At 65.7% G+C, this 18952-nt stretch carries 23 protein-coding genes; 4 read left to right on the top strand and 19 right to left on the bottom strand.

The window, feature by feature from the left end; translation table 11 throughout:
* From sucD to RBT54_RS09530, 3 genes are all read right to left on the bottom strand, one after another.
* Window positions 1-838 (bottom strand): succinate--CoA ligase subunit alpha (gene sucD / locus RBT54_RS09540; RefSeq protein ID WP_320366532.1); only part of this gene is annotated, 838 nt, incomplete at its 3' end.
* Between the two features lie 12 nt (window positions 839-850).
* Window positions 851-2011, bottom strand: coding sequence for an ADP-forming succinate--CoA ligase subunit beta (sucC, locus tag RBT54_RS09535; protein WP_320366530.1), 1161 nt, complete (start codon window positions 2009-2011; stop codon window positions 851-853).
* A gap of 252 nt (window positions 2012-2263) precedes the next feature.
* The gene (locus RBT54_RS09530; RefSeq protein ID WP_320366528.1) at window positions 2264-2818 is read right to left on the bottom strand and encodes a DUF2889 domain-containing protein; all 555 of its coding nucleotides are present in this window, start codon (window positions 2816-2818) and stop codon (window positions 2264-2266) included.
* Window positions 2819-3035: 217 nt separating this feature from the next.
* On the opposite strand from RBT54_RS09530, the gene RBT54_RS09525 reads away from it, so the two are divergent.
* Entirely contained in the window at window positions 3036-4940 is a 1905-nt protein-coding gene (locus RBT54_RS09525; protein WP_320366526.1) for a hypothetical protein, read from the top strand.
* Here RBT54_RS09525 and RBT54_RS09520 read toward each other — a convergent pair.
* Window positions 4937-5686 (bottom strand): Nif3-like dinuclear metal center hexameric protein, encoded by a 750-nt coding sequence (locus tag RBT54_RS09520; protein WP_320366524.1) that lies wholly within the window; start codon window positions 5684-5686, stop codon window positions 4937-4939. The two genes, RBT54_RS09525 and RBT54_RS09520, sit on opposite strands and share 4 nt — an antisense overlap.
* A gap of 90 nt (window positions 5687-5776) precedes the next feature.
* Here RBT54_RS09520 and RBT54_RS09515 point away from each other — a divergent pair, with 90 nt between their 5' ends.
* Window positions 5777-6934, top strand: a complete 1158-nt coding sequence (locus RBT54_RS09515; RefSeq protein WP_320366543.1) for a Do family serine endopeptidase — start codon at window positions 5777-5779, stop codon at window positions 6932-6934.
* An 80-nt stretch (window positions 6935-7014) separates the two neighbouring features.
* Here the strand turns inward: RBT54_RS09515 and tatC are convergent, their stop codons facing one another.
* The 10 genes from tatC to hisB form a co-directional block, all read right to left on the bottom strand.
* Window positions 7015-7836, bottom strand: coding sequence for a twin-arginine translocase subunit TatC (tatC, locus tag RBT54_RS09510; RefSeq protein ID WP_320366522.1), 822 nt, complete (start codon window positions 7834-7836; stop codon window positions 7015-7017).
* Window positions 7833-8330, bottom strand: a complete 498-nt coding sequence (gene tatB / locus RBT54_RS09505) for a Sec-independent protein translocase protein TatB (RefSeq protein ID WP_320366520.1) — start codon at window positions 8328-8330, stop codon at window positions 7833-7835. The genes tatC and tatB overlap by 4 nt, the downstream gene beginning before the upstream one ends.
* A gap of 93 nt (window positions 8331-8423) precedes the next feature.
* Window positions 8424-8657, bottom strand: coding sequence for a Sec-independent protein translocase subunit TatA (gene tatA / locus RBT54_RS09500; RefSeq protein ID WP_320366518.1), 234 nt, complete (start codon window positions 8655-8657; stop codon window positions 8424-8426).
* A 10-nt stretch (window positions 8658-8667) separates the two neighbouring features.
* Window positions 8668-9015 carry a histidine triad nucleotide-binding protein gene (locus tag RBT54_RS09495; protein WP_320366516.1) on the bottom strand — a complete coding sequence of 116 codons (348 nt, stop codon included), beginning with the start codon at window positions 9013-9015 and terminating at the stop codon, window positions 8668-8670.
* Window positions 9012-9350 (bottom strand): phosphoribosyl-ATP diphosphatase, encoded by a 339-nt coding sequence (locus tag RBT54_RS09490; RefSeq protein WP_320366514.1) that lies wholly within the window; start codon window positions 9348-9350, stop codon window positions 9012-9014. The genes RBT54_RS09495 and RBT54_RS09490 overlap by 4 nt, the downstream gene beginning before the upstream one ends.
* Entirely contained in the window at window positions 9347-9742 is a 396-nt protein-coding gene (gene hisI, locus RBT54_RS09485) for a phosphoribosyl-AMP cyclohydrolase (protein ID WP_320366512.1), read from the bottom strand. Before hisI ends, RBT54_RS09490 begins: the two co-directional genes overlap by 4 nt.
* Window positions 9739-10500 (bottom strand): imidazole glycerol phosphate synthase subunit HisF, encoded by a 762-nt coding sequence (gene hisF / locus RBT54_RS09480; RefSeq protein ID WP_413788434.1) that lies wholly within the window; start codon window positions 10498-10500, stop codon window positions 9739-9741. The genes hisI and hisF overlap by 4 nt, the downstream gene beginning before the upstream one ends.
* A 19-nt stretch (window positions 10501-10519) precedes the next feature.
* The gene (gene hisA, locus RBT54_RS09475; protein ID WP_320366507.1) at window positions 10520-11269 is read right to left on the bottom strand and encodes a 1-(5-phosphoribosyl)-5-[(5-phosphoribosylamino)methylideneamino]imidazole-4-carboxamide isomerase; all 750 of its coding nucleotides are present in this window, start codon (window positions 11267-11269) and stop codon (window positions 10520-10522) included.
* 48 nt (window positions 11270-11317) lie between these two features.
* Window positions 11318-11956, bottom strand: a complete 639-nt coding sequence (gene hisH / locus RBT54_RS09470) for an imidazole glycerol phosphate synthase subunit HisH (RefSeq protein WP_320366505.1) — start codon at window positions 11954-11956, stop codon at window positions 11318-11320.
* Between the two features lie 61 nt (window positions 11957-12017).
* Window positions 12018-12605, bottom strand: a complete 588-nt coding sequence (hisB, locus tag RBT54_RS09465) for an imidazoleglycerol-phosphate dehydratase HisB (protein ID WP_320366503.1) — start codon at window positions 12603-12605, stop codon at window positions 12018-12020.
* 179 nt (window positions 12606-12784) lie between these two features.
* Here hisB and hisC point away from each other — a divergent pair, with 179 nt between their 5' ends.
* Window positions 12785-13870, top strand: a complete 1086-nt coding sequence (gene hisC / locus RBT54_RS09460; RefSeq protein ID WP_320366501.1) for a histidinol-phosphate transaminase — start codon at window positions 12785-12787, stop codon at window positions 13868-13870.
* Window positions 13871-13921: 51 nt separating this feature from the next.
* On the opposite strand, the gene hisD is transcribed toward hisC, so the two are convergent.
* Together hisD and hisG are read right to left on the bottom strand one after the other, a co-directional pair.
* Window positions 13922-15229: a histidinol dehydrogenase gene (hisD, locus tag RBT54_RS09455; protein WP_320366499.1), complete on the bottom strand. Its 1308-nt coding sequence runs from the start codon at window positions 15227-15229 to the stop codon at window positions 13922-13924.
* A 10-nt stretch (window positions 15230-15239) separates the two neighbouring features.
* Window positions 15240-15884, bottom strand: a complete 645-nt coding sequence (gene hisG / locus RBT54_RS09450) for an ATP phosphoribosyltransferase (RefSeq protein ID WP_320366497.1) — start codon at window positions 15882-15884, stop codon at window positions 15240-15242.
* A gap of 152 nt (window positions 15885-16036) precedes the next feature.
* On the opposite strand from hisG, the gene rnk reads away from it, so the two are divergent.
* Window positions 16037-16444, top strand: a complete 408-nt coding sequence (gene rnk, locus RBT54_RS09445; RefSeq protein ID WP_320366495.1) for a nucleoside diphosphate kinase regulator — start codon at window positions 16037-16039, stop codon at window positions 16442-16444.
* 176 nt (window positions 16445-16620) lie between these two features.
* On the opposite strand, the gene murA is transcribed toward rnk, so the two are convergent.
* From murA to RBT54_RS09430, 3 genes are read right to left on the bottom strand one after another with little or no spacing between them, the layout of a single operon-like run.
* Complete coding sequence (gene murA / locus RBT54_RS09440) at window positions 16621-17871, bottom strand: UDP-N-acetylglucosamine 1-carboxyvinyltransferase (protein ID WP_320366494.1); 1251 nt, start codon at window positions 17869-17871, stop codon at window positions 16621-16623.
* A 7-nt stretch (window positions 17872-17878) separates the two neighbouring features.
* Window positions 17879-18136 carry a BolA family protein gene (locus tag RBT54_RS09435; RefSeq protein WP_320366491.1) on the bottom strand — a complete coding sequence of 86 codons (258 nt, stop codon included), beginning with the start codon at window positions 18134-18136 and terminating at the stop codon, window positions 17879-17881.
* A 10-nt stretch (window positions 18137-18146) separates the two neighbouring features.
* Window positions 18147-18920, bottom strand: a complete 774-nt coding sequence (locus RBT54_RS09430; protein ID WP_320366541.1) for an ABC transporter permease — start codon at window positions 18918-18920, stop codon at window positions 18147-18149.
* Window positions 18921-18952: the final 32 nt, after the last annotated feature.

The raw sequence follows: 18952 nt of genomic DNA, 5'->3' as shown, positions 1-18952 counted from the left end.
AGCCGCACTCTTCCATGATGGCGAGCTTGGCGTCGGCGGTGTCCGCACCACCGGAGATCAGCGCACCGGCGTGACCCATGCGCTTGCCGGCCGGGGCGGTGACGCCGGCGATGAAGCCGACGATCGGCTTCTTCATGTTGGCCTTGCACCACATCGCAGCTTCGGCTTCGTCCGGACCGCCGATCTCGCCGATCATGATCACCGCGTCGGTGTCCGGATCGTCGTTGAACATGCGCATCACGTCGATGTGCTTGAGACCGTTGATCGGGTCGCCGCCGATGCCGACCGCCGAGGACTGGCCGAGGCCGATCTCGGTGAGCTGGGCCACGGCCTCATAGGTCAGCGTGCCGGAGCGCGACACCACGCCGATGCGACCCTTGCGGTGGATGTGGCCGGGCATGATGCCGATCTTGATCTCGTCGGGCGTGATCAGGCCGGGGCAGTTGGGGCCGAGGAGCAGCGTTTCCTTGCCGCCCGCCTCGACCTTCTTCTTCATCTTGTTGCGCACCATCAGCATGTCGCGCACCGGGATGCCTTCGGTGATGCAGATCGCCAGGTCGAGGTCGGCTTCGCAAGCTTCCCAGATGGCGTCGGCCGCGCCTGCGGGCGGCACGTAGATCACCGACACGGTGGCGCCGGTTTCAGCGGCAGCTTCCTTGACCGAGGCGTAGATGGGGATGTCGAAGATCTTCTCGCCCGCCTTCTTCGGGTTTACGCCGGCAACGAAGCAGTTCTTGCCGTTGGCGTATTCCTGGCACTTCTCGGTGTGGAACTGACCCGTCTTGCCGGTGATGCCCTGGGTGATGACCTTGGTGTCTTTGTTGATCAGGATGGACATTCGAAGCTCTCCTTACTTGACCGCGGCGACGATCTTGGTCGCAGCTTCCGCCATCGTGTCGGCGGTGATGATCGGCAGACCCGACTCGGCGAGGATCTTCTTGCCGAGGTCTTCGTTGGTGCCCTTCATGCGCACCACGAGCGGGACGGAGAGATGCACTTCCTTGGCCGCGGCGACCACGCCGGCGGCGATGGTGTCGCAGCGCATGATGCCGCCGAAGATGTTGACCAGGATGCCCTTGACCTTGGGGTTCTTGAGCATGATCTTGAAGGCTTCGGTGACCTTCTCGGTGGTCGCGCCGCCGCCGACGTCGAGGAAGTTGGCCGGCTCGGCGCCGAACAGCTTGATCGTGTCCATGGTGGCCATCGCGAGACCGGCGCCGTTCACCAGGCAGCCGATGTTGCCGTCGAGGCTGATGTAGGCGAGGTCGAACTTGGAGGCCTCGATCTCGTCGGCGTCTTCTTCGTCGAAGTCACGGAAATCGACGATTTCCGGGTGACGGTAGAGGGCGTTGGAGTCGAAGTTGAACTTGGCGTCCAGGGCCTTGATGTTGCCGTTGCCTTCGAGGATCAGCGGGTTGATTTCCGCCAGCGAGGCATCGGTTTCCATGTAGCAGGTGTACAGGCGCTTGAGCGCATCGACCGCCTTGGCGACCGAAGCCTCGGGCACGCCGATGCCGCGGGCCAGGTTCTCGGCCTGGGCGTCGGTGAGGCCGACGAGCGGATCGACGAACTCCTTGAGGATCTTCTCGGGGGTGCTGTGCGCGACTTCCTCGATGTCCATACCGCCTTCGGAGGAGGCCATGATGGCGACCTTCTGCGTGGCGCGGTCGGTCAGCGCGGCGACGTAGTATTCCTTCTTGATGTCGGCGCCTTCCTCGATCAGCAGGTTGCGCACCTTCTGGCCTTCGGGGCCGGTCTGGTGGGTGACCAGTTGCATGCCGAGGATGTCGCTGGCGTGCTGGCGCACTTCGTCGAGCGAGCGGGCGAGCTTGACGCCACCACCCTTGCCGCGGCCGCCGGCGTGGATCTGGGCCTTCACAACCCAGATCTTGCCGCCGAGTTCCTCGGCTGCCTTGACTGCACCATCCACGGACACGCAGTGGAAACCGCGCGGCGTGACGACGCCATACTTCCTCAGTAGTTCTTTTGCCTGATACTCATGAATCTTCATGGTTGCCCTTCGATCGAAGCCGCGACGGCGGCAGCCGCCGCGAACAGGTTGATGGCATGCTTCGGAGCGCGCGCTCCACGACGAGCGCCGTCTCCCTCGACCGTCGCCCACCGCCATGAATCGGGACCCCCCGACCCGACCCGCAGGCCGGGCTTGAACCCTCCCCGACCGCAAGACTCCATAATTATACTCAGTTTTGCGCAGTGCACAGCCGAACGGCCGCGTCGACGAGTCGCGCCGGTACGCCCCGCGTCACCCCGAGCGGCCGGCAGGGCGATGCCACCTCGGGTAATAACGCTGCACCGCCTCAGCCGAACTCTCGAGCGCATGGCAGCGGTCGAGCTGGAACGGCTTCTCCGGCGAGTCCTCGTTGTCGCGCCGGAAGGTGGCGAAAGTCTGGATCGCCGCGGTCGGCAGCGACAGCAACAGCTCGGTGAGGTGCGTGCACCCACGCACGTCGGCAAACATCTCGCCGACCGTGCGCCGGAAACCGCGCACCAGATTCAGCCCGATCAGTTTCCTGTAGGCCGGACCGATGGTGTCGCACTGCCCCGGGTAAGGCACCCCATCGGAACAGGCATGCGCATCGACGATATTGAACGCCGCATCGAGCGTCACCCGTACGCGCATCAGATGCACGGGCACCCCCGCAGGGCGCAAACCGGAAGCGAGCGGGTAGTCGACGTCCTTGACGTCATTGAGCGAAGCGTCGAGCTCGTAGAGACCATCTTCGCGCAAGAAACCTTCGATCTCGATGCGCCGGACATGAGCACGGCGTCGCGGCGAGGCGGGAGCAGGTAAGGGCATGGCGATCCTGAACGTACGTGAACGTATGGAAACGCGATCTTAGCCGATTTTCCCGGCGCCCCCGATCGTCTCCCCTGGCGCGGCCTCCGCCCCGGAGTGCGGAACCTGTCACGGCGCGCGAGATTCAATCGGCAATCTGCGGAACAGTTGCTGGAGTGGCCGTAGGGAGTCTGCTAAAAGCAAACCACCTGCCAACCCACCGCCGGACGCGCGGACAATGAATACGAGACGTATACCGCTAGCCATCGCTGTTGCCGCAGCACTGCTCACCCTCACCCCTGCCACATATGCCGCCGCACTTGGCGAGGTTACGGCCCTGTCCGCACTGGGCGAGCGCTTCCGTGCCGAGATCCGACTCATGGGCGAGGGCACCGTGCAGGCAAGCTGTTTCAGGGTGGTGATGCCGGTGGACTCCACTGCGGGCCTACCCACGCTCGCCACCGGTCGCGTGAGTATCGTCGGCAAGGGTTCCGACGCCCGCTTGGTCGTGCGCGACGATCGCACCATCCACGATCCGGTGGTTCAGCTTGCGCTCGAGAACGTGTGCGAGACGCGCCTGCGCCGCGAATACACCTTGCTGATGCCGTTCACCGCGGCAAAGCCGGTGAGCGCTCCCGTTTCCGTGGCGCCGACGCGCAAGCCCGCGGCAACGCGAGCCGCCCCCGCGACGCAGCGCAGCGCCCCCACCCGGCCGGCCAAGCCCCGCGCGCAGAAGGCGGCCGCCCGCACCTGGAGCACGGCCGCGGGCGACTCGCTGGAGTCGCTCGGGGAGGCGCTCTACCCCGACGACCCGACCGCGCGCGAACGCTTCAGCCAGGCCACGGCCGCCGCCAATCCAGGGCTGTTCGCGAATCCGGGCACCTACAACCAGCCTCTGCCAGCCGGCACCCGCGTCGTGATCCCGAATCTGCGCCAGGTCGCTGACGCCGCCACGGACAGGGCCGCGACGCCACCTGCGGCAAGCCCGCCCGCCCAGGTCGCTGCCCAGGCCGCGCAAGACACCGGGGATCGGGTGGTCGTCGACAAGTCCGTCGCGCCCGCATCGTCGGCGGCGCTGACAACGAAGGCATCCGCTGATTCAGGCGAAGGTTCGGCAGGCGACGACCGCGCCGCCAGCCTGCTCAGCCGTGAGCGCGAACTGGCCGCAGCCATCGACCGCAGCATCATCGCCGAGATGGAGCTGCTCGCGCGCATCAAGGAGCTGGAGGAACTGCAGGCCGGACTCGAGGCCCGTCTGCGCAATACGCTCGCTGCCGCCCCCCAGGCCCCCGCACTGCAGGCAAGCGCAATCACACCGGCGGCTGCGGGGACTCCGATGCCGCCGGCCGCGCCCGATGTCTCGACCTCGTCGGCTTCGCCGGCGAATGACCTCTATCTGTTCTCCGGCCTCGGGATCGCCGCCCTGTTGCTGGCGGCCGTGCTGCTGCGGCGCCGCCGTGGCGACCACCCGAGCGCCGACATCCGCACGGCGAGCACCGCCGCACGGACGGCGCAGCCGGCCGCGCCCACATCCGAACGCGGGGCGCCACCCCATACGGCCACGAATGCGCGCGTCGCCGATGATGCGATCAATTCCGCGACAGGCCACCGCGCCGTGCCTGCACCCACGCACAATCAGGCGTCGCGCGACGCCGCGGTGGTGGAGGAGCATAAATCGGCCATCGAACTCGCCGACATCATGATCAGCTTCGGCCGCGTGCAGGGTGCAGCCGAAACCCTCGCCGAATTCATTCGCGGCAACCCACGGGAAGCCGTGACCCCCTGGTTGAAGCTGCTGGAGGTTTACCGCAGCGCAGGGCTGCGGGCGGAATTCGAGACCATCGCTGGCGAGTTGAACAAGACCTTCAACGTGAGCGCAGTCAACTGGGACAACTATCAGGACTTGCGCGCCGCACGCACCAGCCTCGAGGACCTGCCGCACATCACCGCGGCACTGCAGAAGAGCTGGCGCACCACGGCATGCCAGCGTTACCTTCAGCAGCTCCTGCGCGACAACCGGGGCGGTACGCGTGCCGGCTTCCCGTTCACGGTGATCGACGAGATCCTGACCCTGTCGGCAATCCTCGAGGAAGACCTCGGCCCCTGCCCTCGCCCTGACGACAAGCTGCAGACGGGGCGCTAGACCGGATTGTCGAGATCGACGAACTCCGCCTGCAGGCCGAGTTCGTCGACAAGGTAGGCCGCGATGGCCTGCGCGCCGTAGCGCTCGGTCGCATGGTGGCCGGCCGCGATGTAGGGCACACCCGATTCGCGCGCCAGATGCACCGTCTGCTCGGAGATCTCGCCCGACACGTATAGATCGGCGCCGGCCAGGATGGCCTGCTCGAAGTAGCCCTGGGCGCCACCGGTGCACCACGCCACCCGATGGACCGCGCGCTGGCCGTCGCCGACCAGCAGCGGTGCACGCCCGAGCGTCTGCGCCAGCGCGCCTGCAATGGCTTGCGCGCACTGGCCCGGATCGCGCGGGCGGCCGATCCAGCCCAGGTCCTGATCGGCGAAGCGCCCCTCTCCCTGCCAGCCCATGCGCCTGCCCAACTGGGCGTTGTTGCCGAGTTCCGGATGCACGTCCAGCGGCAGGTGATAGGCGAACAGGTTGATGTCGTTGACCAGCAGGGCGCGCAGGCGCCGCCGCCGGAAGCCGGTGACACGGCCATCCTCACCCTTCCAGAACAGGCCGTGATGCACGAAGACGGCGTCATGACCACCGGCGACCGCGCGGTCGAGCAGCGCCTGGCTCGCGGTCACGCCACAGAGCACGCGAGCCACTTCTGGCCGTCCTTCCACTTGCAGACCGTTTGGGCAATAATCCTTGAACCGCGGGGCGTCGAGCAGGGTATCGAGGTGGTTCCTGAGCTCGATGAGTTGCATGCAGCCTCCTCCCATGATGCGAACGGCAGCGCTTGAGGGCCTCGGGCCCGAGCGCCGCGTTCGTGACCTTCGTCCTTGAAGCCCCACATTATGCGCCGCTTGTGGCTCATCTTCGCGCAGGCCGTGACCGTCAGCGTCGCGGTACTGTTCGTGCTCAACACGCTGAAACCCGAATGGCTGCGCAACGCCTCGCCTGCGGCCGTCGTTGCCATCCTCGAGGCACCGGCTGGTGCCGAGCGCAGCCCGGCGGCGGGGTCGTATGCGCCAGCGGCACAACAATCGATGCCCGCGGTGGTGCACATCTTCACCAGCAAGGCCGGCCGCAGCCAGCGTCATCCGCTATTCGACGACCCGGTGTTCCGCCACTTCTTCGGCGAGCGTCCGGAGAATGACCCCAGCCAGCGCGAATCGGGCCTGGGCTCCGGCGTCATCGTCAGCCCGGACGGCTACGTGCTGACCAACAACCACGTCATCGAGACCGCCGACTCGATCGAGATCGCGCTCAACGACGGGCGCAAGTTCCCGGCCAAGCTGATCGGCCGCGACCCGGAAACAGACCTCGCCGTGCTGCGCATCGAGAGCGGCGCCGTGCTGCCGGCGATCACCTTCTCGGGAAGCGACAGCCTCGCGGTCGGCGACGTCGTGCTGGCGATCGGCAATCCCTTCGGTGTAGGGCAGACGGTGACGATGGGCATCGTCTCGGCGCTCGGCCGCAGCCAGCTCGGCATCAACACCTTCGAAAACTACATCCAGACCGACGCCGCGATCAACCCGGGCAACTCGGGCGGGGCGCTGGTCGACAGCGCCGGGCATCTGGTCGGCATCAACACCGCGATCTACTCGCGCTCGGGCGGTTCGCTCGGCATCGGATTCGCAATTCCGGTGTCGATCGCGCGCAACGTGCTCGAACAGATCGTCGCCACCGGCGAAGTCGTGCGCGGCTGGGTTGGGGTGGAGATCCAGGATCTGACGCCTGAACTGGCCGAATCCTTCGGCTACCGCGATACCGTCGGCGCACTCATCGCCGGCGTGCTGCGCGGGAGTCCGGCAGATCGCGGCGGGGTGCGTCCGGGCGACGTGCTGATTGCACTCGACGGCCAGTCCGTGCGCGACCCGCGGGCAATGCTCGACATGGTCGCCGCATTGCCGCCGGGAAAAAGTGCCCTGTTCAGGGTGCGGCGTGGCATCGAAGAACTCGACCTGATCGTCGATGTCGGCAGGCGCCCGATTCCGGCGGCAAACCGCTGAGACGTAACGAAATTTCCGTACGGAACCGGCCGATGGCCGATCAACGTGCGATTACACGGCGAATTGTCTGCGTCCGCGCCTCAACCCTTGCCGCCCCCCTGCTCGTCGGCCTCGATGCGGTCGAGCTCCTTGTCCATGTCCTCGATCGACGGCGGCACATATTCGGCAGCAGCTTCCTGCTGCGGCGACGGTTTGCTCAACATGTTCGCGAGCACGATGCCCAGTTCGTAAAGCAGGCACATCGGGACCGCAAGCATGAACTGCGAGATCACGTCGGGCGGCGTGATGATCGCTGCGATCACGAAGGCGCCCACAATCACGTAGGGCCGCGCCTCCTTGAGCTTCGCCACATCCACGATGCCGGCCTTGACCATGACGATCACCACCACCGGCACCTCGAAGGTGATGCCGAAAGCCATGAACATCGACATCACGAAGGACAGGTACTGCTCGATGTCTGGCGCCGGCACGATGCTCTTGGGCGCAAACTCGGCGATGAACTTGAACACCGTTCCGAACACGAAGAAGTAGCAGAAAGCCATGCCGAGAAGGAACAGCAGGGTGCTGCCGAGGACCAGCGGCAACGCCAGGCGCTTTTCGTGCGCATACAGGCCGGGGGCGATGAAGGCCCAGGCCTGGTAAAGCACCCAGGGCAGCGCCAGCACGAAAGCGACCATCATCGTGACCTTGACCGGCACGAAGAACGGCGTCACGACGCCGGTGGCGATCATGTTCGTGCCTGCAGGCAGCGTGTCCATCATCGGCTTGGCGAGGATGTCGTAGATATCTCCCGCCCACGGCATCAGGCACACGAATATGACGACGAGTGCAAGCAGCGCGCGGATCAGGCGGTCGCGCAACTCGATGAGATGCGCGATGAAGGTTTCCTGTTGTGCCGTCATACCTTGTTCTTGTCTGCGCTGACGTCGGGGCGAGCGGACGCATCGAGTCCGAGCTCAAGCTGCGGGCGGGCGTCACCCGCAACCGGGCGATCGTGAGCGAGCAGCTGGCTGCCGCTGGCCGAACCCGGCTGCGTCGTGACCGCGGGCGCTGCCTCGGCAGATGCGGGCGCAGCAGCTTGCGCACCGCCGCCATCGGGCAACATCGAGCGCACCTCCCCTGCCGTACGACCGACTTCCGATTCCACGTTTGCCATGCTGGAACGAACCGAAGATTCGAGCTCCTGCGCCTGGTGCTTGACCTGCTCCTGCAGCTTCTTCAGTTCTTCGAGTTGCATCTCGCGCTGGATGTCGGACTTCACGTCCGACACGTAGCGCTGAACACGCCCGAGCAGATGCCCGGCAGTGCGCGCGACCTTGGGCAGGCGCTCGGGCCCGACCACGATCAGCAGCACGACGCCGATCACCATGAGTTCAGATAAACCGAAGTCGAACATGTGTGCTCGCTCGAGACACGGACCGGTGAAGATCCGCGTGAAAACGAAGGGGCGCTCCGGTCAGGGCGCCCCTCGGGTGTCGAGACGCGTGATTCAGGACCGGTTCTGGTCGACCTTTTCGCGCGCCTCGCCTTCGATGGTCTGGTCCTGAGCGATCTTGTTGCTTGCATCGCTGGACGCGCCCGCGTCACCCTCCTTGACGCCTTCCTTGAAGCCCTTGACCGCGCCACCCAGATCGGAGCCGATGTTGCGCAGTTTCTTGGTGCCGAACACCAAGAGGACGATGACCAGCACGATGAGCCAGTGCCAGATGCTGAAAGAACCCATACCGCTCTCCTTAACGCTTCAACATGGGCGGCAGGGGATTGGGGCCGCCCAGAATGTGAAGGTGCAGATGATACACCTCCTGCAATCCGACTCTTCCTGTGTTCACGATCGTGCGAAAGCCGTCGGTACAACCCTGCTCACGTGCAATCCTGCCCGCAGCAACCATCAGACGCCCCATCACCGCCTCGTGTTCCTCACCAAGGTGCGCCATCGAGTCGACGTGCGCCTTCGGGATCACCAGCACATGCACCGGCGCAACCGGGTTGATGTCGTGGAAGGCGAAGACATGCTCGTCCTCATAGACCTTCTTCGACGGAATCTCGCCACGTGCGATACGGCAGAAGATGCAGTCGCTCATGTGCCGGCCTTCTGCGCGGTGCGCGACTTCTTCTCGTCGATACCCGACACGCCCTCGCGGCGGCGGAACTCGGCGAGCACGTCGTCCACCGACAGGCCGTGATGCGTAAGCAGCACCATCGAGTGGAACCACAGGTCGGTGACCTCCCACACCAGGTGCAGCCTGTCCTTGTCCTTGGCCGCCATGATGGTCTCGGCAGCTTCTTCGACGACCTTCTTGCAGATCGCGTCGTTACCCTTCTGGTACAGGCTGGATACGTAGGAGGAATCCGGATCGGCCTTCTTGCGCGCAGCCAGAGTGTCGGACACGCGATGCAGCACTTCGATATCGATCATTTGTAGATCTCCTGCGGGTCTTTCAAAACCGGTTCGACGGCCTCCCAGCGGCCATCGGCGAAATACTTCTGGAAGAAGCAGCTATGCCGCCCGGTGTGGCAGGCGATGCCGCCAATCTGCTCGACCTTGAGCAACACCACGTCATTGTCGCAGTCGATGCGGATATCGAGCACCTTCTGTACGTGGCCGGACTCTTCACCCTTGTGCCAAAGCTTACGGCGTGAACGTGACCAGTAGATGGCTTCGCCGGTCTCCGCGGTACGCTGCAGCGCATCGCGATTCATCCAGGCGAACATCAGCACGTCGCCAGTCGATGCTTCCTGCGCAATCACCGGCACCAGACCGTGCTCGTCCCACTTGACCTCATTGAGCCAACGCGTGTTCGTACTCACAGTCGTACCTCGATGCCGCGTGCGCGCATCAGTTCCTTGGCTTCGCGCACGGTGTGCTGTCCGAAATGGAAGATGCTCGCCGCCAGCACCGCGTCGGCGCGGCCTTCGGATACACCCTCTGCCAGGTGTTCGAGCGTGCCCACGCCGCCGCTGGCGATCACCGGGATGCGTACTGCCTCCGATACCGCACGCGTCAGCGCAAGGTCGAAGCCGCTCTTGGTGCCGTCACGGTCCATGCTGGTGAGCAGGATTTCGCCCGCGCCGAGCGCTGCGACCTTGCGCGCCCAATCGATGGCATCGAGCCCGGTGTTGTTGCGACCACCGTGGGTGAAGACCTCCCACTTGCCGGGCGCGGTCTGCTTGGCATCGATCGCCACCACGATGCACTGGCTGCCGACCTTGCTCGAGGCGTCATGCACCAACTGCGGGTTGTTCACCGCAGCGGTGTTCATGCTGACCTTGTCGGCGCCGGCGTTGAGCAGCCGGCGCACATCCTCGACCACTCGCACACCACCACCGACAGTAAGCGGGATGAAGACCTGCTCGGCAACCTGCTCCACCACGTGCAGAATGATGTCGCGATCATCCGAACTGGCGGTGATGTCGAGGAAGGTGATCTCGTCAGCGCCCTGCTCGTCGTAGCGGCGGGCAATCTCGACCGGATCACCCGCATCGCGCAACTCGACGAAATTGACGCCCTTGACCACGCGCCCGGACTTTACGTCCAGGCAGGGAATGATGCGCTTGGCAAGCATCAACGGCACTCGGCGGAGAGCGTCATTCCGTCACACCGTTCAGTTCGTCAGCGCGCGCCTGGGCAGCAGCGAAATCCAGCGTGCCCTCGTAAATCGCACGCCCGGTGATGGCACCCATGATGCCCTCGTCCTCGACCGCACAGAGCGCATCAATATCACGCAGATCGGTGATGCCGCCACTGGCAATGACCGGGATGCGCAGCGCCCGCGCCAGGCGTACAGTGGCTTCAATGTTCACGCCCGAAAGCATGCCGTCGCGGCCGATGTCGGTGTAGATCACGCCCTCGACGCCGTAGTCTTCGAACTTCTTCGCCAGGTCGACCACATCGTGCCCGGTGAGCTTTGACCAGCCATCGACCGCCACCTTACCGTCCTTGGCATCGAGCCCGACGATGATGTGACCGGGGAAGGCACTGCAGGCGTCGTGCAGGAAGCCGGGGTTCTTGACCGCGGCGGTACCGATGATGACGTAGCTGATGCCGTTGTCGAGGTAGTGCTCGATGGTGTCGAGGTCACGGATACCACCACCGAGTTGTACCGGGATGTCCTCGCCGACCACGTCGGTGATGGCGCGGATCGCTGCGCCATTCTTGGGCTTGCCGGCGAAGGCACCGTTGAGATCGACCAGGTGCAGACGGCGGGCGCCGGCGTCGAGCCAGTGGCGCGCCATGGCACCCGGCGCCTCGGAGAACACGGTGGCGTCGTCCATTTCGCCCTGTTTCAGGCGAACACATTGACCGTCCTTGAGGTCGATGGCGGGGATCAGCAGCATACGGGGATCAGTTCAGTGGGACAGAGTCTAGAGACGGGCCGCCGACGCTCAGGGCTGCCAGCGGATGAAATTTGCAAGGAGCCTAAGCCCTGCTGCGGCGCTCTTTTCCGGGTGGAACTGGGCCGCGAAGATATTAGCCCGCGCTACCGCACTGGTAAAGCGCAGACCATAGTCAGTCTCGGCGGCAGTCAGCGCGTCATCGGCGGGCACGACGAAATAGCTGTGCACGAAGTAGAAGCGCTCGCCGTCCGGAATGCCGTCCCACATCGGGTGAGGACCGGACTGCCAGACCTCGTTCCAGCCCATGTGCGGCACCTTCAGCCGGCTGCCGTCCGCGACCTGCATGCGGTCCTCGGGAAAGCGCACCACCTCGCCCGACAGGATGCCGAGCCCGGGTACGTCGCCCTCGGCGCTGTGCGCAAACAACATCTGCTGGCCGATGCAGATGCCGAGGAAGGGTTTGCTCGCCGCGGCGGCCAGCACGGCCGGGCGCAGGCCGCGCGCATCGAGCTCGCGCATGCAGTCGGGCATCGCGCCCTGGCCAGGAAACACCACGCGCTCGGCAGCGGCAACCCGTGCCGGATCCGAGGTGACGAACACGTCATGGCCGGGCGCCACGTGCTCGATTGCCTTGGCGACCGAGCGCAGGTTGCCCATGCCGTAATCGATGATGGCCACGGTGGTCATCGGCTTGACTCGCTATTGAACGGGAGGGCGGCCGCGTGACGCAGCCGCGAAAAGGAAGAAATCAGAGCGCGCCCTTGGTCGAGGGGATGGTGCCCGCGGCGCGTTCGTCGCGCTCGGCGGCCACGCGCAGCGCACGCGCAAAGGCCTTGAACACCGTCTCGCACTGATGGTGGGCGTTGTCGCCGCGCAGGTTGTCGATGTGCACCGTGACCCCCGCGTGATTGACGAAGCCCTGGAAGAATTCGCGCGCCAGATCGACGTCGAAGTTGCCGATGCGGGCACGGGTGTAGTTGACGAAGTAGTGCAGCCCGGGGCGGCCGGAGAAATCCACCACCACGCGCGACAGCGCCTCGTCGAGCGGCACATAGGCGTGGCCGTAGCGGCGCAGGCCCTTCTTGTCGCCCACGGCCTTGGCGAAGGCCTGGCCGAGCGTGATGCCGACGTCTTCCACCGTGTGGTGATCGTCGATCTGGGTGTCGCCGTCGCAGTGGATGTCGAGATCGATGAGCCCGTGACGCACGATCTGGTCGAGCATGTGATCGAGGAAGGGCACGCCGGTATCGAGCTTGCCCTGGCCGGTGCCGTCGAGGTCGATGCGCACCGTGATCTTCGTTTCGAGGGTGTTGCGAGTGACTTCTGCTTGCCGCATGGGAGACTTCTGGCCAAAGGATGAAGGTCGCGGCCATGATAACATCGCGCAGCAAACTCGCCGCAAAGCGCAGCCTATGGCGTGCGATCGGTCGCGCTATCGCGTTGCCGATTCGCCCCGTAAAGCGGCCGCGCGAGGCGTGCGCGTCAATCCGTTCCACCTCAACCGCAGATATCCGCATGAGCCGCTTCTGGAGCGCCGTCGTCCACGGCCTGACCCCCTACGTTCCGGGCGAGCAGCCCAAACTCGACAACCTGGTCAAGCTCAACACCAACGAGCATCCCTACGGCCCTTCTCCCAGGGCGCTGGACGCGGTCCGTGCCGCCACCGGCGACGGCCTGCGCCTTTACCCCGACCCCAACGCCGACGCACTCAAGGCCGCACTCGCGAAGCGCCACGGCGTGCAGCCGCAGCAGATCTTCGTTGGCAACGGTTCGGACGAGGTGCTTGCGCACGCCTTCATGGCACTGCTCAAGCACGACCGCGCGCTGTGGTTTCCGGATATCAGCTACAGCTTTTACCCGGTTTATTGCGGGCTGTACGGCATCGCCGGGCGCACGATCCCGCTCGCCGAGGATTTCTCGATCCGCGTGGAAGACTACCTGCCGCAGGAGGGCCAGGCCGGCGCCGAGCGCCCCGGCGCGATCGTTTTCCCCAACCCCAACGCCCCCACCGGGCGCGTGCTGGCGCTGGCCCAGGTCGAGCGCATCGTCGCCGGCAATCCGGACGTGGTGGTGCTGGTGGATGAGGCCTATGTGGACTTCGGCGGCGAGAGCGCGATCGCGCTGGTCGACCGCCACCCCAACCTGCTCGTCACCCACACTTTCTCCAAGAGCCGCTCGCTCGCGGGGCTGCGGGTGGGTTACGCGGTCGGTCATGCAGACCTGATCGAGGGCCTGGAGCGGGTGAAGAACAGCTTCAACTCCTACCCGCTCGATCGCCTGGCGATTGCCGGCGCAGTGGCCTCGGTCGAAGACGAGGACTTCTTTCAGGCGAGCTGCCGCAAGGTCGTCGCCACACGCGACAAGCTGGTCGCTGACATGCGGGCGCTCGGATTCGAGGTGCTGCCCTCGGCCGCCAACTTCATCTTCGCCCGTCATCCACAGCGCGACGGCGCCGAGCTGACCGCCGAGTTGCGCAAGCGCGCGATCATCGTGCGCCACTTCAAGGCGCCGCGCATCGATCAGTTCATGCGCATCACCGTGGGCACGGATGCGCAGTGCAATGCCCTGATCGAAGCGTTCAAGGGCATTCTCGGCCGCTGAGCGTGCTCCCAGCCTGGCCGGCGGAACGGCTCCGATCCGCCGGCAGCAAGATCAAACCTTCAGCCGCATCTCCGCCGAGCGCGCGTGCGCCTGCAGACCCTCGCCATGCGCGAGGATCGACGCAACCTTGCCCAGATGCTGGGCGCCAGCCTGCGAGATGTTGACGATGCTGGTGCGCTTCTGGAAATCGTAGGTACCCAGCGGCGACGAGAAGCGGGCGCTGCGCATGGTCGGCAGCACGTGATTGGGGCCGGCGCAGTAGTCGCCGAGCGCCTCCACCGCCCAGTGGCCGACGAAGATCGCGCCGGCGTGGCGGATGTGGTCGATCCAGGCCTCGGCGTCGTCCAGCGACAACTCGAGGTGCTCGGGCGCGATGCGGTTGGCGATCGCGCAGGCCTGCTCGAGGCTGTCCACGTGGATCAGCGCGCCACGATTGGCGAGCGACTTTGCGATCGTGTCGCGGCGCGGCATGGTGGGCAGCAGGCGGTCGATCGCGTCATGCACCGCGTCGATGAAGCCGGCGTCGGTGCACAGCAGGATCGACTGCGCGAGCTCGTCGTGCTCGGCCTGAGCGAAGAGGTCCATCGCCACCCAGTCGGCGTGCCCCGAACCGTCGGAGATGATCAGCACCTCCGAGGGGCCGGCGACCATGTCGATGCCGACCGTGCCGAACACCCGGCGCTTGGCTTCGGCCACATAGGCGTTGCCCGGACCGACGATCTTGTCCACCTGGGGGATGGTCTGCGTGCCGTAGGCGAGCGCCGCCACCGCCTGCGCGCCGCCGATGGTGAACACGCGGTCCACCCCGGTGATCGCCGCCGCCGCCAGCACCAGCGCGTTCTTCTCGCCGCGCGGGGTGGGCACCACCATGATCAGTTCGCCGACACCGGCGACCTTGGCCGGAATCGCATTCATCAGCACCGAGCTCGGGTAGGACGCGCGCCCGCCCGGCACGTAGAGGCCGACACGGTCGAGCGGGGTCACCTTCTGCCCCAGGCGGGTACCGTCGGCCTCGGTGAGCTCCCAGGATTCGAGCTTCTGGCGCTCGTGATAGACGCGCACGCGGTCGGCGGCGATGGTCAGCGCCTCGCGTTGATCGGACGGCAGGCTGTCGAGCGCGGCATGCAGCTCGGCCCTCGGCAGTTCCAGCGCCGCCATCGAATGCACGTCCAGGCCGTCGAAGCGGCGGGTGAATTCGACCACCGCGGCGTCGCCGGTGGTACGCACCGCACGCAGAATCTCGGTGACCGCGGTATTGATGCGCTCGTCGGCTTCGGACTCGAAGGCGAGCAGCGCATCCAGCGTGGACAGGAACTCAGGTTCGCGCGCGTCGAGGCGGCGGATCGGGGTCTGGCTCATGAACGGGTCCTTACGATTTGATCGCGCCGGCAAAAGCGTCGAGCACCGGCTGCAGCAGTTCGCGCTTGAGCTTGAGCGAGGCCTGGTTGACGATCAGCCGCGAGCTGATCGGCATGATGTCCTCGACCTCCTCCAGGTTGTTGGCACGCAAGGTGCCGCCGGTGGACACCAGGTCGACGATGGCGTCGGCCAGGCCGACCAGGGGTGCAAGCTCCATCGAGCCGTAGAGTTTGATCAGGTCGACATGCATGCCCTTGCCGGCGAAATGCGCCTTGGCGGCGTTCATGTACTTGGTGGCAACGCGGATGCGACCGCCCGGACGGGTGGCCGCGGCGTAGTCGAAGCCCTTCTGCACCGCGACGCACAGGCGACACTGGGCGATCTCGAGGTCCAACGGTTGGTAAAGGCCCGCGCCGCCATGCTCGACCAGCACGTCCTTGCCGGCGATGCCGAGGTCGGCCGCGCCGTACTGCACATAGGTCGGCGTGTCGGTGGCGCGCACGATGACCAGGCGCACATCCGGCCGGTTGGTGCCGATGATGAGCTTGCGCGAAGATTCGGGATTGTCGGTGGGCACGATGCCCGCAGCGGCGAGCAGCGGCAGCGTCTCTTCGAAGATGCGCCCCTTGGAAAGGGCGAGCGTGATGCTGGACACGTGAAAAGCCTCGATCGTGGGGACCGCGCATTGTAACCCGGCGCCGCTTCTGTTAACCTCTGCGGCAACTGGCTGAACCGCACGTGGCGGTTCGGCCTTTTCTTTTGTTTCGCCGCACAGCCGGCGCGCGCATCGAGCAGGAAGCCTCCAACATGAAACCGTCGATCATCGTCTCCAGCAACGACCTCGAGCGCCTCGAGGGTCTGCTGACCCTCCCCGCATTCCGCAGCCGCAGCGACCTCGACGGCCTGCGCGCGGAACTCGAACGCGCCGACGTGCGCGAGCCGCAGGACATGCCCGCCGACGTCATCACGATGAACAGCCGCGCGCGCTTTCTCGAGGAAGGCACCGGCCGCGAGTACGAACTGACGCTGGCCTACCCCAAGGACGCCAACGCTGAAGCCCATCGCGTGTCGATCTTCTCGCCCGCCGGCAGCGCGCTGCTCGGCCTGTCGGCCGGGCAGTCGATCGACTGGAAGGCCACTGACGGCAAGGAAATCCATCTGAAGGTGATTGAAGTCACCTGGCAGCCCGAGGCCAACGGCCAGTTCGAGCTCTGATAGGGCGCTCGCGCTTTCAGTCCGCAGCCTGGCCGGCGCACGCGCAGGTATTGGCCTGACACTGTGGGAGCGGGCTTGCCCGCGAACGGGGACTCGTCAGGCGCTGCATTCGCGGGCAAGCCCGCTCCCACGGGGCCTGCTCATGCAGTCGTTCGCCGTTTCGGCGGGACTGGCGCTCAGGCCAGGCGCCGCACCTTGGCGCCGAGCGCGGCGAGCTTTTCTTCCAGACGCTCGTAACCACGATCGAGGTGGTAGATGCGCTCGATCACGGTCTCGCCCTCGGCCACCAGACCGGCCACCACCAGACTTGCCGAGGCACGCAGGTCGGTGGCCATCACGGTCGCACCCTCGAGCTTCGCCACCCCCTGCACCACCGCAGTATTGCCGTCGATGCGGATGTCGGCACCCAGGCGCTGCAGCTCGACCGCGTGCATGAAACGGTTCTCGAAGATGGTCTCGCGCATCATCGCCACGCCCTTGGCAACGCAGTTGATCGCCATGAACTGCGCCTGCATGTCGGTCGGGAAGGCCGGATAGGGCGCGGTGCGCAGGCTCACCGCGTTGAGCCGGACGGGCGCCGACAGGCGGATCGCGTCGCGCTCGGACACCACCTCGCAGCCGGCATCCATGAGCTTGTCGATCACCGCGTCGAGATAACTCGAGCTCGTGCCGGTGAGGCGCACCGAACCGCCAGTGACCGCCGCCGCGCACAGGTAGGTGCCGGTCTCGATGCGGTCGGGCATGATGCGGTGGGTCGCACCGTGCAGGCGCTCGACGCCGCGGATGCGGATCACGTCGCTGCCGGCCCCCGAGATCTGCGCGCCCATCGCCACCAGGCAGTTGGCCAGGTCGACCACCTCGGGCTCGCGTGCGGCGTTCTCGATCACGGTCTCGCCGTCGGCGAGCGCCGCGGCCATCATCAGGTTCTCGGTACCGGTCACCGTCACCATGTCGGTGAACAGGCGCGCGCCCTTCAGGCGCGGCACGGTCGCATGCACGTAGCCGTGCTCGACGCGCACCTCGGCACCCATCGCCTGCAGGCCCTTGATGTGCTGGTCCACCGGTCGCGCACCGATCGCGCAACCACCGGGCAGGGACACCCGCGCCTCGCCGCAGCGCGCCACCAGCGGGCCGAGCACGAGGATGGACGCACGCATGGTCTTGACCATCTCGTAAGGCGCGACCGGGTTGTTCAGGCCCGAGGCATCGAGCGTGACGGTGTTGCCCTCGCGCTCGATCTTCACGCCCATCTGCCCGAGCAGGTCGAGCAAGGTGCCGATGTCGTTCAACTGCGGCACGTTGGTGAAGGTCACCGGCTCGGCGGTCAGCAGGGCCGAGCACAGGATGGGCAACGCGGCGTTCTTGGCGCCGGAAATGGCGATCTCGCCCGTCAGGCGGGCGCCGCCTTCGATCAACAACTTGTCCATTCAGCGCTCACATCCCCAGTTCGCCGCGACCTTCTTCCCACTGCGCGGGGGTGAAGGTCTGCAGCTGCAGGGCGTGGATCTCGTTGCCCATCAGGCGGCCGAGGGTGGAATACACGGCCTGATGCTGGCGCACCTTCATCTTGCCCTCGAAGGTCGCGCTGACGACGATGCCGCGAAAATGCACGCCATCCTCGCCTTCGATGAAGACATATTCGCAGGGCAGACCCTGCTCGATCAGACGCTTGATCTCGCTTGCTTCAAACATTTGGAATCCTTTACGAACGCAGCTTGTAGCCCCGGGCGAGCATCGCCAGGGTGAGCGCCGCGAGTACCACGAAACACAGGCTCACCACGCCGAGCGACAGCCAGGGCGAGGTGTCCGATTGACCGAAGAAACCGTAGCGGAACCCGTCGATCATGAAGAAGAACGGGTTGAAATGCGACACGTCCTGCCAGAACTGCGGCAGGGAGTGGATCGAGTAGAACACGCCCGACAGCATCGTGAGCGGCATGATCAGGAAGTTCTGGAAAGCAGCCAACTGATCGAACTTGTCCGCCCAGATGCCGGCGATCACGCCGAACGACCCGAGGATGACGCCGCCCAGCACCGCGAAGGTGAGCACCCACAGCGGATTGGCCATCGGTACCTCGACGAAGGCCGCCGACACCGCCAGCACGCCGGCACCCACCATGAGGCCGCGCAGGGTCGAGGCGATCACGTAGGCGGCGTAGAACTCGCGGTAGGACAACGGCGGCAGCAGCACGAAGATGATGTTGCCGGTGATCTTGCTCTGGATCAGCGAGGACGAGCTGTTGGCGAAGGCGTTCTGCAGCACCGACATCATCACCAGGCCGGGCACCAGGAAGCTGGTATAGGCGACTTCACCATACACGGTGACGTGGCGGTCGAGCACGTGCGAGAAGATGAGCAGGAACAGCAGCGCGTTCAACACCGGCGCACCGACGGTCTGGAAGCTGACCTTCCAGAAGCGCAAGGTCTCCTTGTAGAGCAGGGTGCGAAAACCGGTGAACGGCGACTCCGGCGCCATCGGTTCGATACGCGGCGCGGACGGGTACATCG

The organism is Thauera sp. (assembly GCF_034003485.1).
Taxonomy (GTDB): domain Bacteria; phylum Pseudomonadota; class Gammaproteobacteria; order Burkholderiales; family Rhodocyclaceae; genus Thauera.
This window is presented reverse-complemented; position numbering and strand designations above follow the sequence as displayed.

Excerpts from the sequence above, each read along its gene's own strand:
- sucC (WP_320366530.1), bottom strand. The coding sequence starts at position 2,011 with ATGAAGATTCATGAGTATCAGGCAAAAGAACTACTGAGGAAGTATGGC.
- RBT54_RS09530 (WP_320366528.1), bottom strand. The coding sequence starts at position 2,818 with ATGCCCTTACCTGCTCCCGCCTCGCCGCGACGCCGTGCTCATGTCCGG.
- RBT54_RS09525 (WP_320366526.1), top strand. The coding sequence starts at position 3,036 with ATGAATACGAGACGTATACCGCTAGCCATCGCTGTTGCCGCAGCACTG.
- RBT54_RS09520 (WP_320366524.1), bottom strand. The coding sequence starts at position 5,686 with ATGCAACTCATCGAGCTCAGGAACCACCTCGATACCCTGCTCGACGCC.
- RBT54_RS09515 (WP_320366543.1), top strand. The coding sequence starts at position 5,777 with ATGCGCCGCTTGTGGCTCATCTTCGCGCAGGCCGTGACCGTCAGCGTC.
- tatC (WP_320366522.1), bottom strand. The coding sequence starts at position 7,836 with ATGACGGCACAACAGGAAACCTTCATCGCGCATCTCATCGAGTTGCGC.
- tatB (WP_320366520.1), bottom strand. The coding sequence starts at position 8,330 with ATGTTCGACTTCGGTTTATCTGAACTCATGGTGATCGGCGTCGTGCTG.
- tatA (WP_320366518.1), bottom strand. The coding sequence starts at position 8,657 with ATGGGTTCTTTCAGCATCTGGCACTGGCTCATCGTGCTGGTCATCGTC.
- RBT54_RS09495 (WP_320366516.1), bottom strand. The coding sequence starts at position 9,015 with ATGAGCGACTGCATCTTCTGCCGTATCGCACGTGGCGAGATTCCGTCG.
- RBT54_RS09490 (WP_320366514.1), bottom strand. The coding sequence starts at position 9,350 with ATGATCGATATCGAAGTGCTGCATCGCGTGTCCGACACTCTGGCTGCG.
- hisA (WP_320366507.1), bottom strand. The coding sequence starts at position 11,269 with ATGCTGCTGATCCCCGCCATCGACCTCAAGGACGGTCAATGTGTTCGC.
- hisH (WP_320366505.1), bottom strand. The coding sequence starts at position 11,956 with ATGACCACCGTGGCCATCATCGATTACGGCATGGGCAACCTGCGCTCG.
- hisB (WP_320366503.1), bottom strand. The coding sequence starts at position 12,605 with ATGCGGCAAGCAGAAGTCACTCGCAACACCCTCGAAACGAAGATCACG.
- hisC (WP_320366501.1), top strand. The coding sequence starts at position 12,785 with ATGAGCCGCTTCTGGAGCGCCGTCGTCCACGGCCTGACCCCCTACGTT.
- hisD (WP_320366499.1), bottom strand. The coding sequence starts at position 15,229 with ATGAGCCAGACCCCGATCCGCCGCCTCGACGCGCGCGAACCTGAGTTC.
- rnk (WP_320366495.1), top strand. The coding sequence starts at position 16,037 with ATGAAACCGTCGATCATCGTCTCCAGCAACGACCTCGAGCGCCTCGAG.
- murA (WP_320366494.1), bottom strand. The coding sequence starts at position 17,871 with ATGGACAAGTTGTTGATCGAAGGCGGCGCCCGCCTGACGGGCGAGATC.
- RBT54_RS09435 (WP_320366491.1), bottom strand. The coding sequence starts at position 18,136 with ATGTTTGAAGCAAGCGAGATCAAGCGTCTGATCGAGCAGGGTCTGCCC.
- RBT54_RS09430 (WP_320366541.1), bottom strand. The coding sequence starts at position 18,920 with ATGGCGCCGGAGTCGCCGTTCACCGGTTTTCGCACCCTGCTCTACAAG.